Source organism: Pseudoalteromonas sp. SG44-1 (genome assembly GCF_014164315.1).
In the GTDB taxonomy this organism is placed as follows: Bacteria; Pseudomonadota; Gammaproteobacteria; order Enterobacterales; family Alteromonadaceae; genus Pseudoalteromonas; species Pseudoalteromonas rhizosphaerae.
In genome coordinates, this window is the sequence record NZ_JACJEW010000006.1 from 127,802 (window position 1) to 144,187 (window position 16,386).

The 16,386-nt window shown below is 39.5% G+C and carries 17 protein-coding genes; 10 read left to right on the plus strand and 7 right to left on the minus strand.

Annotation, left to right across the window (positions count from 1 at the left end):
* Window positions 1-55: 55 nt before the first annotated feature.
* The gene (gene ispB, locus H5187_RS04675) at window positions 56-1,027 is read right to left on the minus strand and encodes an octaprenyl diphosphate synthase (RefSeq protein ID WP_145235474.1); all 972 of its coding nucleotides are present in this window, start codon (window positions 1,025-1,027) and stop codon (window positions 56-58) included.
* A 422-nt stretch (window positions 1,028-1,449) separates the two neighbouring features.
* On the opposite strand from ispB, the gene rplU reads away from it, so the two are divergent.
* The 7 genes from rplU to H5187_RS04710 all read left to right on the plus strand — a co-directional run bounded on the left by rplU (window position 1,450) and on the right by H5187_RS04710 (window position 6,537).
* A complete protein-coding gene (rplU, locus tag H5187_RS04680; protein WP_006794538.1) occupies window positions 1,450-1,761 on the plus strand; it encodes a 50S ribosomal protein L21 in 312 nt (103 codons plus the stop codon).
* A gap of 16 nt (window positions 1,762-1,777) precedes the next feature.
* The gene (rpmA, locus tag H5187_RS04685) at window positions 1,778-2,035 is read left to right on the plus strand and encodes a 50S ribosomal protein L27 (protein ID WP_064665557.1); all 258 of its coding nucleotides are present in this window, start codon (window positions 1,778-1,780) and stop codon (window positions 2,033-2,035) included.
* 141 nt (window positions 2,036-2,176) lie between these two features.
* The gene (gene cgtA / locus H5187_RS04690) at window positions 2,177-3,331 is read left to right on the plus strand and encodes an Obg family GTPase CgtA (protein WP_182797586.1); all 1,155 of its coding nucleotides are present in this window, start codon (window positions 2,177-2,179) and stop codon (window positions 3,329-3,331) included.
* A gap of 73 nt (window positions 3,332-3,404) precedes the next feature.
* Window positions 3,405-3,896: a type 3 dihydrofolate reductase gene (gene folA, locus H5187_RS04695; protein WP_182717148.1), complete on the plus strand. Its 492-nt coding sequence runs from the start codon at window positions 3,405-3,407 to the stop codon at window positions 3,894-3,896.
* Window positions 3,897-3,975: 79 nt separating this feature from the next.
* Window positions 3,976-4,353, plus strand: coding sequence for a DUF3718 domain-containing protein (locus H5187_RS04700; protein WP_145235479.1), 378 nt, complete (start codon window positions 3,976-3,978; stop codon window positions 4,351-4,353).
* A gap of 137 nt (window positions 4,354-4,490) precedes the next feature.
* Entirely contained in the window at window positions 4,491-5,192 is a 702-nt protein-coding gene (locus tag H5187_RS04705; RefSeq protein ID WP_182717147.1) for a DUF3581 family protein, read from the plus strand.
* Between the two features lie 97 nt (window positions 5,193-5,289).
* Window positions 5,290-6,537: a DEAD/DEAH box helicase gene (locus H5187_RS04710; RefSeq protein WP_182717146.1), complete on the plus strand. Its 1,248-nt coding sequence runs from the start codon at window positions 5,290-5,292 to the stop codon at window positions 6,535-6,537.
* A 198-nt stretch (window positions 6,538-6,735) separates the two neighbouring features.
* Here the strand turns inward: H5187_RS04710 and H5187_RS04715 are convergent, their stop codons facing one another.
* The 3 genes from H5187_RS04715 to H5187_RS04725 all read right to left on the minus strand — a co-directional run bounded on the left by H5187_RS04715 (window position 6,736) and on the right by H5187_RS04725 (window position 9,094).
* Window positions 6,736-7,404, minus strand: a complete 669-nt coding sequence (locus H5187_RS04715) for a hypothetical protein (RefSeq protein WP_182717145.1) — start codon at window positions 7,402-7,404, stop codon at window positions 6,736-6,738.
* A complete protein-coding gene (locus H5187_RS04720) occupies window positions 7,401-7,898 on the minus strand; it encodes a hypothetical protein (RefSeq protein ID WP_064665912.1) in 498 nt (165 codons plus the stop codon). The genes H5187_RS04715 and H5187_RS04720 overlap by 4 nt, the downstream gene beginning before the upstream one ends.
* 239 nt (window positions 7,899-8,137) lie before the next feature.
* Window positions 8,138-9,094, minus strand: a complete 957-nt coding sequence (locus H5187_RS04725) for a methylenetetrahydrofolate reductase (RefSeq protein ID WP_145235486.1) — start codon at window positions 9,092-9,094, stop codon at window positions 8,138-8,140.
* A gap of 247 nt (window positions 9,095-9,341) precedes the next feature.
* Here H5187_RS04725 and H5187_RS04730 point away from each other — a divergent pair, with 247 nt between their 5' ends.
* On the plus strand, window positions 9,342-12,227 hold the full coding sequence (locus H5187_RS04730; protein WP_182797587.1) for a pitrilysin family protein: 2,886 nt from the start codon (window positions 9,342-9,344) through the stop codon (window positions 12,225-12,227).
* Between the two features lie 164 nt (window positions 12,228-12,391).
* Here H5187_RS04730 and H5187_RS04735 read toward each other — a convergent pair whose 3' ends face one another.
* Together H5187_RS04735 and H5187_RS04740 are read right to left on the minus strand one after the other, a co-directional pair.
* Window positions 12,392-12,712, minus strand: coding sequence for a helix-turn-helix domain-containing protein (locus tag H5187_RS04735; protein WP_182717143.1), 321 nt, complete (start codon window positions 12,710-12,712; stop codon window positions 12,392-12,394).
* A gap of 2 nt (window positions 12,713-12,714) precedes the next feature.
* Entirely contained in the window at window positions 12,715-13,107 is a 393-nt protein-coding gene (locus H5187_RS04740; protein ID WP_182717228.1) for a hypothetical protein, read from the minus strand.
* Between the two features lie 338 nt (window positions 13,108-13,445).
* Between H5187_RS04740 and cysE the strand changes: the two genes are divergently transcribed.
* Window positions 13,446-14,261, plus strand: a complete 816-nt coding sequence (gene cysE / locus H5187_RS04745; protein ID WP_149982076.1) for a serine O-acetyltransferase — start codon at window positions 13,446-13,448, stop codon at window positions 14,259-14,261.
* Between the two features lie 29 nt (window positions 14,262-14,290).
* Complete coding sequence (locus tag H5187_RS04750) at window positions 14,291-14,959, plus strand: hypothetical protein (RefSeq protein WP_182717142.1); 669 nt, start codon at window positions 14,291-14,293, stop codon at window positions 14,957-14,959.
* Window positions 14,960-14,965: 6 nt separating this feature from the next.
* Here H5187_RS04750 and xseA read toward each other — a convergent pair whose 3' ends face one another.
* Complete coding sequence (gene xseA / locus H5187_RS04755) at window positions 14,966-16,300, minus strand: exodeoxyribonuclease VII large subunit (protein WP_182717141.1); 1,335 nt, start codon at window positions 16,298-16,300, stop codon at window positions 14,966-14,968.
* Between the last annotated feature and the right edge of the window lie 86 nt (window positions 16,301-16,386).

Consider the following 16,386-nt stretch of genomic DNA (forward strand, 5'->3'; position numbering starts at 1 on the left):
GCCTGCATTTGCAGGCTTTTTTATGCTCGAAGGATTTTTATACATTAGGTGTTTATTAGTGATTACGATCAACGGCAATACGAGCCAAGCTAACGAGTGCTTCTTTATACGGTGATTCATCTAATACAGATAAACACGCAATCGCTTTATCAGCTTCTTCATTGGCTTTATTCATCGTAAACTCAAGTGCTTTGGTTTCATTGAGGGCACTTAGAATCGCTTCTAAGTGGTCCATACCATTACTGTGCTCAATGGCATCACGGATCAACTGTACTTGCTCAGCATTACCGTGGCGCATAGCATAAAGTAGTGGCAGGGTAGGTTTGCCTTCGGCCAGATCATCACCGATGTTTTTACCTAACTGCTCAGCATCAGCATTGTAATCAAGCACGTCATCCACTAATTGAAAAGCGGTTCCTAAATGCATACCGTAAAGATTAAGCGCTTGCAGTGTCGAGTCGTCTTTTTCGGTAATAATCGCAGCAAGGCCTGTTGCAGCTTCAAATAATTTAGCTGTTTTAGAATAAATTACCTGCATGTAGCTATCTTCGGTGGTATCAGGGTCGTTACAGTTCATTAATTGCAGCACTTCACCTTCGGCAATCACGTTGGTTGCATCAGCGAGTATTTGCATAACTTGCATTTTACCAATACCAACCATTAGCTGAAATGAGCGGGTGTAGATAAAGTCACCAACAAGTACGCTGGCTGCATTACCAAACTCAGCATTTGCCGTCGGTGTTCCTCTGCGTAAATTTGATTCATCAACGACATCATCATGCAGTAATGTAGCTGTGTGAATAAATTCAACAATAGTTGCTAAAGTAACATGATCTTTGCCTTCATAACCAAGTGCTTTAGCCGCTAAAATAGCCAACATAGGGCGAACACGCTTGCCGCCGCTGTTTACTATATATAAGCCTAGTTGATTGACTAATGCTACATCAGAGCGCATTTGCGCGTAAATTAGTTGATTGACGTCATTCATATCGTTTTCGATTAACGCCTGGATAGCTTTTATATCCATTGATCTCCGAGCCAATTTTAATGGGTATACGGGGCTGATTGTACAACAAAAAACAGCTTTGCTCGACAGTTTGTGACGATTCGCTGAAAAAACACGGTTAAGTAGCTTAATTTAGCCTTAATTAGTAAAGATAACTTTTATATTTGAGAAAATTTACGGTAATTCAACATGGTTGTTTTTTATTCTTAGCGCGTGTTTGTTCGTGGTGTAATTTATTTGTCATGAAACGCTAAAAAGGCTTGGCATAATGCCAATTTAATATAAAATAGGTGAAAATATTGAATCGCCTTCAATGCAGCTATTTTTTATTCATTTAATTAATAAAACAGGCTTGCTAGTTTTTGCACATTAGCGTAAACTTCGCGCCCTATTGAATAATATTTTAGTTGCGTCGATTTGAGGGCGCACAGACGGAGTTAATTATGTACGCGGTTTTCCAAAGTGGTGGTAAACAGCACCGTGTGACTGAAGGTCAAACAATTCGTCTTGAGAAATTAGACGTTGAGACTGGTGCAGCAGTTGAATTTGATTCAGTACTTTTAGTTGCTGATGGTGAGAAAATCGAGATCGGTGTACCGTTCGTAAACGGTGGTAAAATAACAGCTGAGGTTGTTTCACATGGTCGCGGTGAGAAGATTAAGGTTGTTAAATTTAGACGCCGTAAGCATTCTCGTAAGCAAATGGGCCATCGTCAATGGTTCACAGAAGTTAAAATCACTGGCATTAGCGCTTAATTAGAGGTACTTAGAAATGGCACATAAAAAAGCAGCTGGTAGTACTCGTAACGGTCGCGATTCAGAAAGCAAACGCCTTGGTGTTAAGCGTTTTGGTGGCGAATCAGTTCTAGCGGGTAGCATCATTGTTCGTCAACGTGGAACTAAATTCCATGCTGGCACAAACGTAGGTATCGGTAAAGACCACACTATCTTCGCAAAAGCAGATGGTAAAGTTCAGTTTGAACAAAAAGGTCCTTTAAACCGTAAATACGTAAGCATCGTATCTGAGTAATCAGAATCGGTTCTTAAAAAACCCCGCCTTTGCGGGGTTTTTTGTTTTGAAAATAAATATATACCTAAGCCAAGCCTGCAATCAGCTTGGCTTAGGTATATAATAGTGAAATTAACAAGCCAATCCCTAAAGTGAGTAATCATGAAGTTTGTAGATGAAGTAGAAATTCGCGCAGAAGCTGGAGACGGTGGCAGCGGCATCGTATCTTTCCGTCGTGAAAAATATGTCCCAGATGGTGGACCAGACGGCGGTGACGGTGGAGATGGTGGTAGTGTTTATCTACAAGCTGATGAAAACTTAAATACCCTTATCGATTATCAGTTTGAGCGTTTTCATAGAGCTGAACGTGGTACTAATGGCCGCAGTCGTAACTGTACCGGTAAAAAGGCTGATGACTTATATGTGATGGTGCCTGTAGGTACTCGGATCATGGATGTTGATACCCAAGAAGGTCTTGGTGATTTAACTCAACATGGTCAAAGAATTTTGGTTGCAAAAGGCGGTTTCCACGGCTTGGGGAATGCGCGTTTTAAATCAAGTACTAACCGAGCGCCTCGTCAAAAAACATTAGGCACACCGGGTGAAGTACGTAACCTTAAACTAGAGCTATTATTATTAGCTGATGTTGGTTTATTAGGTTTGCCAAATGCAGGTAAGTCTACTTTTATTCGTAGTGTATCGGCAGCGAAACCAAAAGTAGCTGATTACCCATTTACTACGCTGATTCCAAATTTAGGTGTGGTACGTCCAGAAGCAAATAAATCATTTGTTATTGCAGATATTCCAGGGTTAATTGAAGGTGCCTCTGATGGCGCTGGCTTGGGTATTCGCTTCTTGAAACATTTAGAGCGTTGCCGTGTATTACTGCATATTATCGATGTTATGCCTGCCGATGGTTCAAACCCAGTAGATAATGCATTTGCGATCATCAATGAGTTGCACCAGTACAGTCCTAAGCTGGCTGAAAAACCACGTTGGTTAGTATTTAATAAAATAGACTTATTACCTGAAGATGAAGCACAGGCGCTATGTGAGCAAATTGCTGAAGAGTTAGGCGAGACTGAAAATATTTATCATATTTCTGCAATTAATAAGCTAAATACTCAACCATTAATTCATAACATCATGACGCTACTCGATAGCATGCCAAAAGAAAAATTTGTGCCAATTGAAGATGAAGAAGTTGAATTCAAATGGGATACTTATCATAAAGATGCCACTAAGAAGAATGATGACGACGACTGGGATAGTTGGGATGATGACGATTATGACGTTGAAGTTGTCTATGAGCGTTAGACTAAAGTAAATTATTTTAAAAGGAGCTGGTGCTCCTTTTTTCTTGTTTAATAAAAAAGTATTAGGTTTTAATGTGAAGATTTCAATGATTGCAGCTATGGCTAAAAATAGAGTGATTGGCCAAGATAATAATATGCCATGGCATTTACCTGCTGATTTACAGCATTTTAAAGCGGTTACTATGAATAAACCAGTAATTATGGGGCGCAAAACATTTGAGTCAATTGGTCGCCCTTTACCTGGTCGACGCAACATTGTTATTAGCCGAAACACTGACTACACTGCAGCTGGAATTGATGTTGTAGCATCCCCAGAGGCCGCTATTTCATTGGTGTGTGAGTCTGATGAAGTAATGGTGATTGGTGGCGGGAATATATATCAACAATTTTTAAAAAGTGCCGATACACTTTATTTAACGTTTATTGATCTTGATGTTGCAGGAGATACACAGTTTCCTGATTACGAACAATCAGCAAACTGGCAAGTTGTAGAAGAGCTGTATAATCAACCGGATGATAACAATATTTATGGTTATAAATTTGTCACATTGGATAAAGTTAAGTAACATTATTGCGGTTAGGCTTATAGGTTGATACAATATTAAACAACTAGGGTAGTTATAAAGTATTACACAAGGGTCTACAATGATAAAATTATCAACACTCGTTATTGCTGCAGCTGTTATTTCTGGTTCTGTTGCTTTTAGCGCGCCAGTAAAAGCGGATGATCAGTTAGCTGTTTCAATCTGTGAATACATAGCTGCGGACGATAAAAACCGTTTACGTGATAAGTTAAAAAGCTCACGTGTAAAAATTCGTAATATTTATGATGCAGTACAATGTAATGGTCTTAACTTGCTACGTCATGCAGTTGCCAGTAATGCCGTAGATACCGGTGAATATATTGTGAAAAACTTATCTAAAAGCTCTTTAGAAGATGGAGCAGATATAGCATGGGCCGAAGCAAATGGTCATGGCGGTTCTGCATTAATACCAGCAATTAAAGAACGTGCTGGTTTATAAGTTATAATAAATCATTAAAAAAGTCGCGATATCGCGGCTTTTTTGTATCTGAAACAAAAGTTTAACAGATTCGACCTCTATTGTAATTTTATCTGGTAGAATAGGCAGGTTATAAGCAGTTTAAGCAGTGAACAACTATGTTAAGTCCTTTTTATCAGCAACATGCTGATTATGTCTCTATTTCTCGTGAACAAGGGTGTCGTTTCGCAAAGTGCGTTGCTGATGATTACAATCCACTTCATGATAAAGATGCAAAACGTTTTTGTGTGCCTGGAGATTTATTATTTTCATTGGTATTAAGTCGTTATGGCATCAGTGAAAAAATGGAATTTACCTTTGCCGGCATGGTTGATGAGAATACCAAACTCAACTTCCCTGAGGGCGCAGATGAGTTTGATATTACCAGTGGCGATAAAGTCATGCTGAAGGTTAAGCGCGAAGGTATAACTAGCCAGTGCCAAACACTCACCGATAGTCTAATAAAAAATTATGTTGAGTTTTCAGGTACAACTTTTCCGCATGTTATTATTCCACTTATGGGCAATCAAGATGTCATGATCAACCCAGCTCGCCCTATGATTATCTATGAGTCAATGTTGATTAATCTCGATACATTAGAGATCCATGCACCGACGTTAGAATACGCAGAGCCGAGTTTTGAATATACAGGCAAGCGTGGGAAAATCACTTTGCGCTTTAACTTGTTAGAAAATGGTGTAAAAGTCGGCTGTGGTGAAAAGCACATGTTGGTATCAGGTATTCAACAATATTGCCAAGATACGGTGGATGATCTAATTACCTTCTATAACCAACGAAAAGAAACCCTCAAACCAGCTTGAACATTTAGCAAGCTTAGAAAGGCGCTGCAAAGCGCCTTTTTTGTTATTCGCTTTGGGCGTACAATAGCGCCATTATTTGTTACACAAAGCTAAACTTATGTCTGCGACTACTTTCTCTGAGTTAAAACTCGATCCTGTACTGCTTAATGCACTTGAACAAAATCAATATCATACCCCTACGGCGATACAGCTAAAAACTATTCCGCTGATTTTAGCTGGTCATGATGTTATGGGGAGTGCACAAACAGGAACAGGTAAAACAGCTGCTTTTGTATTACCTCTGTTACATAAATTACTTAATACACCAAGTAAAGATGAGCCAGGTACTGCTCGAGTACTTATTTTGACACCAACTCGAGAGCTTGCTCAGCAAGTCTTTGCTAGCTTTGAAAAATACGCGCAAGGTACTGATATTAAAGGCGCGCTTGCTTATGGTGGTGCCAGTATTGGCCCGCAAATTAAAGCCATGAAAGATGCACAAGTTGTAGTGGCAACGCCAGGGCGATTGCTGGATCACATAATCAAAGGCAGCATTAAACTATCTAGTGTTGATTCACTGGTGTTTGATGAAGCAGACCGTATGCTTGATATGGGCTTTATTGACGAAATTAAACGTATATTGCGCCATGTTCCCAGTGATCGTCAGACCTTACTATTTTCAGCGACCTTTGACGATAGTGTATTTGAGCTCAGTAAAAAGTTATTAAAAGATCCAAAACTTGTTGAAGTCAATAAACGTAATTCTGCGGCTGTAGAAGTTGAGCAAATCATTTACGCGGTTGATGAAGACCGTAAACGTGAGCTTGTCTCGCACATGATTGGCATGAAAAACTGGCGCCAAGTACTGATCTTTACTCGCACAAAGCAAATGGCCGATCAACTCGCCAAAGAAATGTGTAAAGATGGCTTAAAAACACAGTCAATTCATGGTGATAAATCTCAAGGTGCACGTGATAGAGCACTGCAAGATTTTAAAGAAGGTACCACTCGTGTACTCGTGGCAACCGATGTTGCAGCTCGGGGTCTAGACATAGCGTCGTTAAAGTATGTGATTAACTTTGAACTACCTTATATAGCTGAGGATTATGTCCACCGTATTGGCCGCACTGGGCGCGCTGGCGAGCAAGGCTTAGCGATGTCATTAGTCAGCCTTGACGAGCAGTGGTTACTTGAAGAAATTGAAGTGTTGCTTGATACTCGTCTAACGCCGCAGTGGTTAGCGGGCTATGAACCGGATCTAAATAAAAAGCCCAAAGATAATCGCAAAAACTCTAATAAGTCGCGAAAAGACCGAGATAAAAAACGTATTACAGGGCAAAGAGCACCTAGTAGACGCCGTAAATAAAAGCTTTCAGTTTTTAGTTATCAGCTGTCAGTAAAGCTCTAGCACGGCGCTAAAACGAGCGCCGTAGCTTTATTGTTTTATATGCTAAATTCAGTAGTCAATAGTATTAATAATAAAGCGCGATATAACTTTACTAAGCTAGAGTGCCCTCTAAAAAGATAAATTTTTAAATTAAAATCGCAGCTAAAGGTTCTTACTTCAATTTAGTGTAGTTATTTCATATGGTTTATCTGCGGATTTTTTCGTAACCATAATAAGCTTAAACCCTTTACCAAATGCATCAATTACCTGCCAGTCAATACGAACTAATGCGTCTTGAACTTTATCAGCATTGAAATCGCCTGTGGCAACAACGTAGTAAAACATCTGATCTGTTTCTGTCTCAACCTTTATTGCTCCACTAATGTCCAATGATGTATTAAACTTTTTATGGTATTCACTTAGTGTTTTACCTCGCCTTTGGCTTTTATCATGTTTATTAACATAAGGGGAAGCTGTAGCAGGAAGATTGCTAATATCCTTTTTATCAAGAATTTCCTGTAAATAACTGACGTTTGAACTTTTAGCTTGGGAGTACTGTTTTAATGCGGCACAGTTCGCTTTCAACATCTGTAACAAATGAAATTCGCTCACTGCTATATCATCAGAAGCGGTTTCTTCTACTTGTTTACAGGTAGAAAAGTGTACATTCTTCTCTGAACGTAAAGTTAAATCATAATTTAATTTAATGCTCTGGTAATCCATCACAATTTCAGATTCTAAACCTGTAAAATAATTAGTAAATAATTTAGGTTTTATTTCATTAGCAGATAATTTTGAGCAGCTAACACAGATAAATATCGATAATACTAATGATAAGTTTTTCACGGTGTCGTTACCTTTATGCTGTTAGCCGCAGATAGCTTTGCTCTTACGTAGTTATTTCTTTCTGCGCTGAGTTGAGGACGATAGCTTTCTTTAGCTGCTTTAATCCAATCTCCAGTTTTGATTGCTTTATCAAACTCAGTAAACTTCGTGACAATTTTTACTGCACCTAAGTTAAAAATCATATCAAATAATGCGACTTGTATATTTTTGTCTAATTTATCAAAATCATCATAATAACCATTAGACTTTTTATATAGAGTAGAAAGCTCTCTGTAAAAAGAATCCATATGTTTGTCTAGTTGGCGTGTAATTTCTACATCTTTAATTATGAGTGTAGTAAATTGCTTATACCATTCAGCTTTATAATTTCTTTTTTGTTTAGCTATTGTTTCAAATTCTTTTTGCTTTTCTAGAGGAGTTGCAGGAGGACCCGGTTGATTGTTAACTACTTTATTCATTGGGAGCAGGGTTGCAGCTTGTTTGTTTTTTATCATATGACCTACGCCTGTGGTTACATAGCCCTGAGAGTCTAGATAAAAGTGATTAATTTTTTCTCATATTTTATAATGTTTTTAATTACTTCTTATTTCACCTGTGGATTTAATGGCATTTAAAATTCCTTTTAATAGTATTACCTAATTAGCATACAAGAATACTTAAAATTACCTAAAAAAACAACAATCATGAACACTAGTTCACTTAAAAATAATGGGCAGGCTCAAGTTTAACTCTATTAAGCAATCTGTTTTTCAGCAAGATTTAATTCCATTGTCGCTTTTAATAAGCGGTAAAGATTAATTGATGCATCAATTTCTTCTTTACGGTTGGTTAAACTTTCAATATTTAACCCCAGTGGCACGTCTAAATGCGCGCAACTTCTTAGTATTAAATCTAAGTTTTCACGGCAAATACGTACAGATTCACTCAGTGGGTTTTGCGAATCAAGCATCCGCCATTTAGTTGCATCAGGTACGGAAATTCCTAACCATTGCATAAACTCTAAGGTTTTTTCACTGCCGCAGGGCGTAAAGGTTAGAATAATACGTTTAGGTTCGATACCTTGAGCTTTACAGCTGCGCGCATAACTGGTGATCAAATCCACGGTTGCTTGCGCGTTATACACAGCTTGTGAGATAAAAAATTTACAGCCTTGCGTGGTTTTTTCAAGTAAGCGTTCATGTTCATTACGTTTACTTGCGTGGCGCTCGGCAATGGTAACGCCTCCTAAAAAGAAGTCTTGAGGCTGTTCGCTTAAGACTTTATAAGCATCAGGCAGGCTTAATTTAATATCCCCGTCAGATGATGGACTACCGACTAATACTAGGTTTTTTAAATTAAACTGGTTTTTAGTTTCGCTTAACCACTGTTTAAATTCGGCCACACCGCGCTGTGCAACACTTTTATAAGTGATCACTTCTTGATGCGATAAATTACGTAGTAAGTTACTGTATTCTCGAGGATCTACCGTTTGCTTGAACGGAAAAGGGCGAGGCATCTCAGTGCGACTACTTTCATCTTGAATGTCATAAATAATCACGCCATCGTATTCAATTTCATGCAAACGAGCTAAGAGCTTTTGGGCGATAATTTCAAGCTGCGCTTTATCAGTACCAATACGTGGTGGGGTGGTACCAATTAAGTACACACCCTGATTGGTGTCTTCAATTTTCTCTTGTAGTGATAAAGCCATAATCCTCATTCCAGCTAAGTTAGTGTCTATGGCAAATAATATAGCAGCCATTTAGACGTCTAGATAGATTTTTTTAGTGAAACTTTTTCAACGAAGGTGAGTTTTATTCATGTTGCTCTGAATGAAGAGTTCTGTGTTACACAACTGTTTACATAATTAATTGCCTCAGGGGTCTTATATTGACTTGCTTTGTTGCATAATCGGATGACTAAAAACAAGAAATTTATTCAACTAACAAGGGATAGCAATGAAATTTAAATTATTAGCAACCAGCCTTGCGGTAACGCTTGCACTGGGCGGTTGTGCAAGTAACAGCGGCTCAAACATGGTCAAAGAGGTTGAGATTGAGCAGTCAACGGTTGCCAGTAGTAATGATCGGGTGTTCTCACAAGATTATTTATTAGAAGAGCTTGATAACGGTTTACGCGTTATGGTGGTGAAAACTGATTACCCTGATGTGGTATCACTACAAATTCCAGTCTCTGTCGGTTCTCGTAATGAAGTCGAAGCAGGTAAAACCGGTTTTGCACACTTTTTTGAACATATGATGTTTAAAGGCTCTGAAAAATATCCGCAAGATGTGTATTCTGATATTCTAAAAAATTCTGGGGTTGATAATCGCGCTTATACAACCAATGATTACACTAACTATCACTTAAACTTTTCAAAGCAACATCTTGATAAAGTACTTGAAATTGAAGCGGATATTTTTCAAAACCTGACTTATTCAGAAGAGCAATTTCGTACCGAAGCATTAACAGTTAAAGGCGAATACCTTAAAAATAATGCCAGCCCGGTTCGTAAGTTACTTTCTGCAGTACGTAATGAAGCATTCGAAAAACATACTTATAAACATACCACCATGGGCTTTTTTGCAGATATTGAAGCCATGCCGGATCAAATGGCATACGGTAAAGAGTTTTTTGCTAAGTTTTATAAACCTGAATATGTGTCATTAGTGATTGTAGGCGATGTTGATCCAGCTGAAACTATGGCTATGGTTAAAAAACACTGGGGCCAATGGCAAAAAGGCGATTTCGTTGCTGATATTCCAACCGAACCAAAACAGCAAGCGGCGAAATATATACATGAGCAAAACGAAGGCTTACCAGGGCATTGGTTATTAGTATCTTATAAAGGCACAGCCTGGCAGCCAAAGCAAAAAGACAGAGCCGCGCTTGATTTACTGTCACAGCTTTATTTTTCAACCAACTCAGAGCTTTATCAAGAGTTAGTAGTTGATAAACAAATTGCTAGCCAAATGTTTAGCTATAACCCTGATACCAAAGATCCCGGCTTATTACATGTTTTTGTGAAAGTTGAAAATGAGGCTGATTTAGCGGTTGCTCGTGATGCAATTAATAGCACCTACGCAAAAGCTCGCACTGAGTTGGTTGATAGCCAAAAGTTAGCTGATTTAAAATCCAATCTTAAATACAGCTTTATTAACGGCCTAGACTCATCACAAGCTATAGGTTCAACCCTTGCCAGTTATATGCATTTTGAACGCGACCCAGAAGTCGTCAATCAATTATATGCAACGGCTGACAGCATCAGCGCACAAGATATTCAAGATATTGCTAATAAATACTTTGTCGATAGTAGCCGTACTACCGTGACTATGTCAGCGCTTGACAAAGTGGCAGGCTTTGAGCAAAAAGTGGATTTAAATAGCCTTGTTGCTAGCAAGCACACAGTGCAAGAGCGTCACTTTAAAGTACTTGATAAAACCAATAGCTCGCCGTTGATTGATGTGAACTGGTTATTCAACACGGGAGCGGCGGCTGACCCACAAGGTCAAAAAGGCGTTGCTGCACTCACTGCGGCCATGCTTGCTCAAGGTGGTTCACAGGCGAAGAGCTACAACGACATTAAACAGGCACTTTATCCATTGGCAGGTAGCTTTGGTTATCAGATAGATAAAGAAATGATTTCGCTGCAAGGGCGTGTCCATAAAGATAACGCTGCACAATGGTATGCACTGGTTAGTGAGCAGTTACTAAATCCTGGCTTTAGAGAAGATGACTTTAAACGCCTTAAGAAAGAGCTCATCGACGGCATAAAATCTGGCCTAAAAGCCTCAAATGACGAAGAGCTAGGTAAAGAAGTGCTTTATCATAAGCTGTATCAAGGTCACCCATATGAGAGCTATAACTACGGTGATCTATCTGATTTAGAAGCATTAACACTTGATGACGTGAAAGCGTTTTATGCGAAAGAATTTACTCAAGCTAAACTAACTGTCGGTTTAATTGGCGCAGTACCTGAATCACTTAAAGCAACCATGTTTAGCGATTTAAGTGCTTTGCCTAAAGGTCAGCAAAGTCGTTTATCGATTCCTGATGCACCAGCGCTAAAAGGTCATCATGCTACAATTGTAGAAAAATCAGCGCAATCGACTGCGGTATCGTTTGGCTTCCCAATTGATACCATTCGCAGTAGTGAAGACTGGACGGCACTGTGGTTAGTTCGCTCATACTTTGGCGAGCACCGCAGTTCAAACTCATATCTTTATGAGCGCATTCGTCAAACTCGCGGTATGAACTACGGCGATTACGCGTATATTGAGTATTTTCCACGAGGTATGTTCCAGACTAAGCCTGACGCAAACTTAGGCCGCTCTGAGCAAATATTTCAAGTATGGCTTCGCCCGCTGCGCTCGAACAATGACGCTCACTTTGCAACGCGTACCGCTTTATTTGAACTTGATAAGTTAATCAAAAATGGCATGACAGAAAAAGACTTTGACGCAACGCGTAACTTCTTAATTAACTTTGTGCCGCAAATGGTAGCAAGCCAAAACCGTCAATTAGGATATGCACTAGATAGTGAGTTTTACAACACCGATACTTTCGTAAAGTATGTAACGAACAAGCTTGAAAAACTGACAGTAGCTGATGTAAATCGTGTCATAAAAGAGAACTTACAAACGGATGATATTCAGTATGTGTTTATCACCGGCGACGGAAAAGATATGCAAAAGCGCCTAGCGTCAGAGCAAACATCCCCTATGGTATATAATGCAGAGAAACCAGCTGAATTAGTTGCTGAGGATAAAGTAATCGCTGATTACAAACTGGCAATACCAGCGAAAAATATTGAAGTACTTGCTGTAGATAAGGTGTTTGAATAACGAGCATTTAAATAACTAAGAAGCTTAATTTAGATGCCCCAAATTTGGGGCATTTTTATAACATTGCGCCAATTTTTACACCTAATCCAAAAAGTATAATTGCACTGACGATAAGCACTAAGGTGATGTGTCCTCGCGATTCCTTTGACATAGTTTAAATCTCCTTATTTCATAATTAAAAACACGGTGATCATGCCAAGCGCAAAGCTGGCAATGGACGACAGCGCTAAAATTGTTGTGATACTTTGCGTATTTAAAGTATGTGTCTGAGCAACTGAAACTGTATTTTCCTCAAGTTTTATTAACTCACCTTGACGTACTTCTAACACTGCACACAAGGCCATGGTGGTTTCTTTAGACGCTGCGCCTTCTTTTTTTACCCGTTGAATAGTTCGTAAACTTACGTCACAGGCATCTGCAAGCTGTTGTTGAGTCCAATCAAGCTTTTGCCTTAATGCTTTTATAGTTTTGGGGTTTAATTGCATGATTATTTCCCCAAAGCTAATGTTGAAATAATATACCCAACAGTAAAACCAACAACAAAACACCCAGCAATAAAAAGAGCTGATTTTTTAGGGTTACTAAATAAAGTTGTTTGCTCTAAGCTTTTAACTAACTTTTTATTTTTAAACAGTGAGCACTCAAGCCTACCAGTTAAAATATTGTGCATTTCAAACTTAACATTAAAAGTATTACCTGATAGTTCAAATTGGTGTTTACTTGTGACATTAATACTTCGCTTTTCACTAACTAGCTCATCATTAATATAGACTTCTTCCTTACCGGTGAAGTAACTGCCAAAGCAGGCTATTTGATCGTCGCCATCTTGAAAGTAAAATTTATAGCCTAGTTTCTTTGTATTGAGTATGTCATTGTTCATCATCGTATTCCTTATTAAGTTGATGATGCTAATTTAGCGTTTATTATTATTTTTTACGCCGTCAGCTTTACGCCAGTTGTTATTTTGTCATATGACAGTATAACTGTCATTGATGTTTAGTTATTGAATTTTAAAGTTTTATATTTTTTATGGCTACACGTTAATTTTATCTACTGTCGTAACTCATTATGTAAAACTATAATGAGATTATTAAAGAATGATTTTGAAATTTAGTTATATCTAATAACTAGAACAAATAACCGCAGCGTTAACACATCTGACTTGAAATCCGTTAAACTGCATAAAAGCTTATCTTCGTATTAATCTAAGGCCGTCCTATGCGTCATGAAATTTGGCAACAGCTCCGCACCGAAGCAAATGAAGTCGTTACCCGTGAACCTCTGTTAGCAAGTCATGTGTATTCATGCATTTTAAATCATGAGTGCTTAGGGTCTGCGTTGAGCTTTATTGTTGCTAATAAGCTGGCAGACGCAGTGGTATCTGCATTTACTATCCGGGAGTTATTTGATCAGGCTTTTGTTGAATGTGATCGAATGCTTACTCATGTCGCCCATGATATAAAAGCCGTTAAAGATCGTGATCCCGCTGCCGATACATATTTAACTGTGATATTAAATTTAAAAGGTTTCCATGCAATTCAAGCACATCGACTCGCCCATTGCTTATGGTTACAAAACCGTAAAGAGCTCGCTCGCTTTATTCAAAGCCGTACCTCAGAAGTATTTGGCGTTGATATCCATCCTGCTTGTAAAGTCGGCCATGGTATTATGTTTGACCATGCAACTGGTATAGTGATTGGTGAAACAGCTGTTATTGAAGATAACGTCTCTATTTTACAATCAGTTACTCTAGGTGGTACTGGTAATGAAAAAGGCGATCGTCATCCGAAAATTCGCGCCGGTGTTTTAATTGGTGCTGGGGCTAAAGTGCTCGGCAATATTGAGGTCGGCGAGGGCGCCCGAATTGGCGCAGGCTCAGTGGTATTGAGCGCCGTACCACCTCACACCACGGTAGTTGGCGTGCCAGCTAAAATTGTTGGTAAACCAAATTGTCCCTGTCCAGCGCAAAGCATGAATCAAAACTTTTTAGAAGTTGAAGCTGAAAACGAATCGCACACCAGCGCAATGCTATAAATCAAAATTAACCATAAATGGAATTATAAATGAGTAATAATGGTTTGTTTTCTCGTGTGCTGGCGTTTGCTGCTGGCGTGGTTTTAACTTGGGGTTACTTTCAGTTGACCTCAAGCAAGACAACACCTGTTCATACACTGCTAACACACGAGGTTGAGCAGCAACGCAATATAATGGCGACGGACGAAACAGCTGTTGCTAATCAAGCTGCAAATTTTGCACAAGCGATTGATAGCAAAAAAATGGCCATTGCACCACAACAGCAAATGGCAGAAGAGCAACCGCTTGAGCAACAAGTGCAACAGCTCAAGCGTGAGTTACTGCAACAGCAAAAATTAGTAAAAGCTTACGAACAACAATTGCAAGCACCGTCCGATTTTGAACAAGCTTTGCTAGACAAGTTTACTGAGCAAAGTCGCAATGAAGAGTGGGCTTATCGTACCGAGACTGCCATGAAAGACTTTTTACAGATTGCTGATCTTGGCATCACCCCTGAATTGGTTAGTGCGCAGTGTAAAAGTTCGGTATGTAAATTTGAACTTGCAGCGCCAAAGGATGTAGATGATTTTGATCATACCCAATGGCGCGAACTCAACGATAAGTTGGTACAACAAGACTTTTGGCAGCAATTTAAAGTCAGTACTTCAAAATCAAGCGATCGCGATTTTTCATTATTATTAAGTACTGAGTCAGAATAACGAGCCTCAGCTGACACGAGCTTGAATTACGCCATCAGCAAGCTCGGTTACAATTAAATCACCTTGAGTTACTTGCTTAATAGACTTAATCACTTGCCCTTGCTCATTTTTAGTGATGCTATAACCACGAGCGAGTACATTGAGCGGACTTACAGATTCTAATCGGCTAGCCTGCATTGCGAGGGTATTTTGGGCACTGTGTAATTGTTGCTGCATGGTTTGTGTTAAACGCCCTTGCAGTTGCTGTAATTGATGACTTGCCTGAGTAATTTTGCGATCTGGTGAGCGCTGCATTAGTCGCGGCGTTAGATTATTTAAGCGGCGCTCATATTGATAGAGCCGATGTTGTATCGCCTGCTGTAATGCTACTGTCAATTCATCTAAACGTTGCGCTTGTTGATTTAACTGATTACGCGGGTGACATAATGTTAAACGGTGCTCAAGTGCTGTTGCAACGCTTTGCTTTGCAGATAACTGATGTTTAAACGCATTGGCTAAGCGATTTAATTGTTGTTGGATTTGATTATAAAGTTCGCTGCTATTGGGGCTAACAAGCTCTGCAGCCGCGCTTGGCGTTGCGGCGCGCACATCGGCAACATAATCGCTAATGGTGGTATCAATTTCATGACCGACAGCACTGATAATTGGTAGGTTACTGGCAAAAATAGCGCGTGCCAGTAGCTCATGGTTAAAGCACCATAAATCTTCTAGTGATCCACCACCGCGGCCTAAAATAATTACATCAACTTCATTGCGGGCATTAGCAATATTGATTTTATCAATTAATTGTAGGTGCGCGTCTTTACCTTGCACCATAGCAGGGTAGATCACGACTTCAAGTTGTGGCGCTCGACGCTTAAGTACCGTTAAAATATCTTTGATAGCCGCCCCTGTGGCTGATGTAATAACACCAACACGATGCACAACCCCAGGCAATGGTTGTTTATGGGCGGAGCTAAATAAACCTTCGGCGGCTAAGCGCATTTTTAATTCATCAAACTGTTGCTTTAGTTGCCCTTCGCCAGCAGCTTCCATGTGTTCAACAATCAGCTGATAGTCACCACGCGGTTCATACAGCGATACTCGGGCTCGAACTGTCACTTGTGCGCCATTTTCAGGGCGATAGCGTTGGCCTCGATTGTTGCCTCGCCACATCGCCGCTTTTACTTGAGCGCGATCATCTTTGAGCGTGAAATACCAATGACCAGAGGCTGGTGTAATGAAATTTGATATTTCGCCGGTTAAATTTAACGATGCGAATCCTTGTTCGAGTACGGTTCTTATTTCTCTATTTAACCTAGAAACGGTATAAATCGTTTGCTGCTGGGATGTTACGGCCATAAAGCGACTCTAAAAAGCGATGATGGGGGTATTTTATCATAAATAATTGTGGAATCTTATTTACTCGTGCCCACAACGCTGATAAA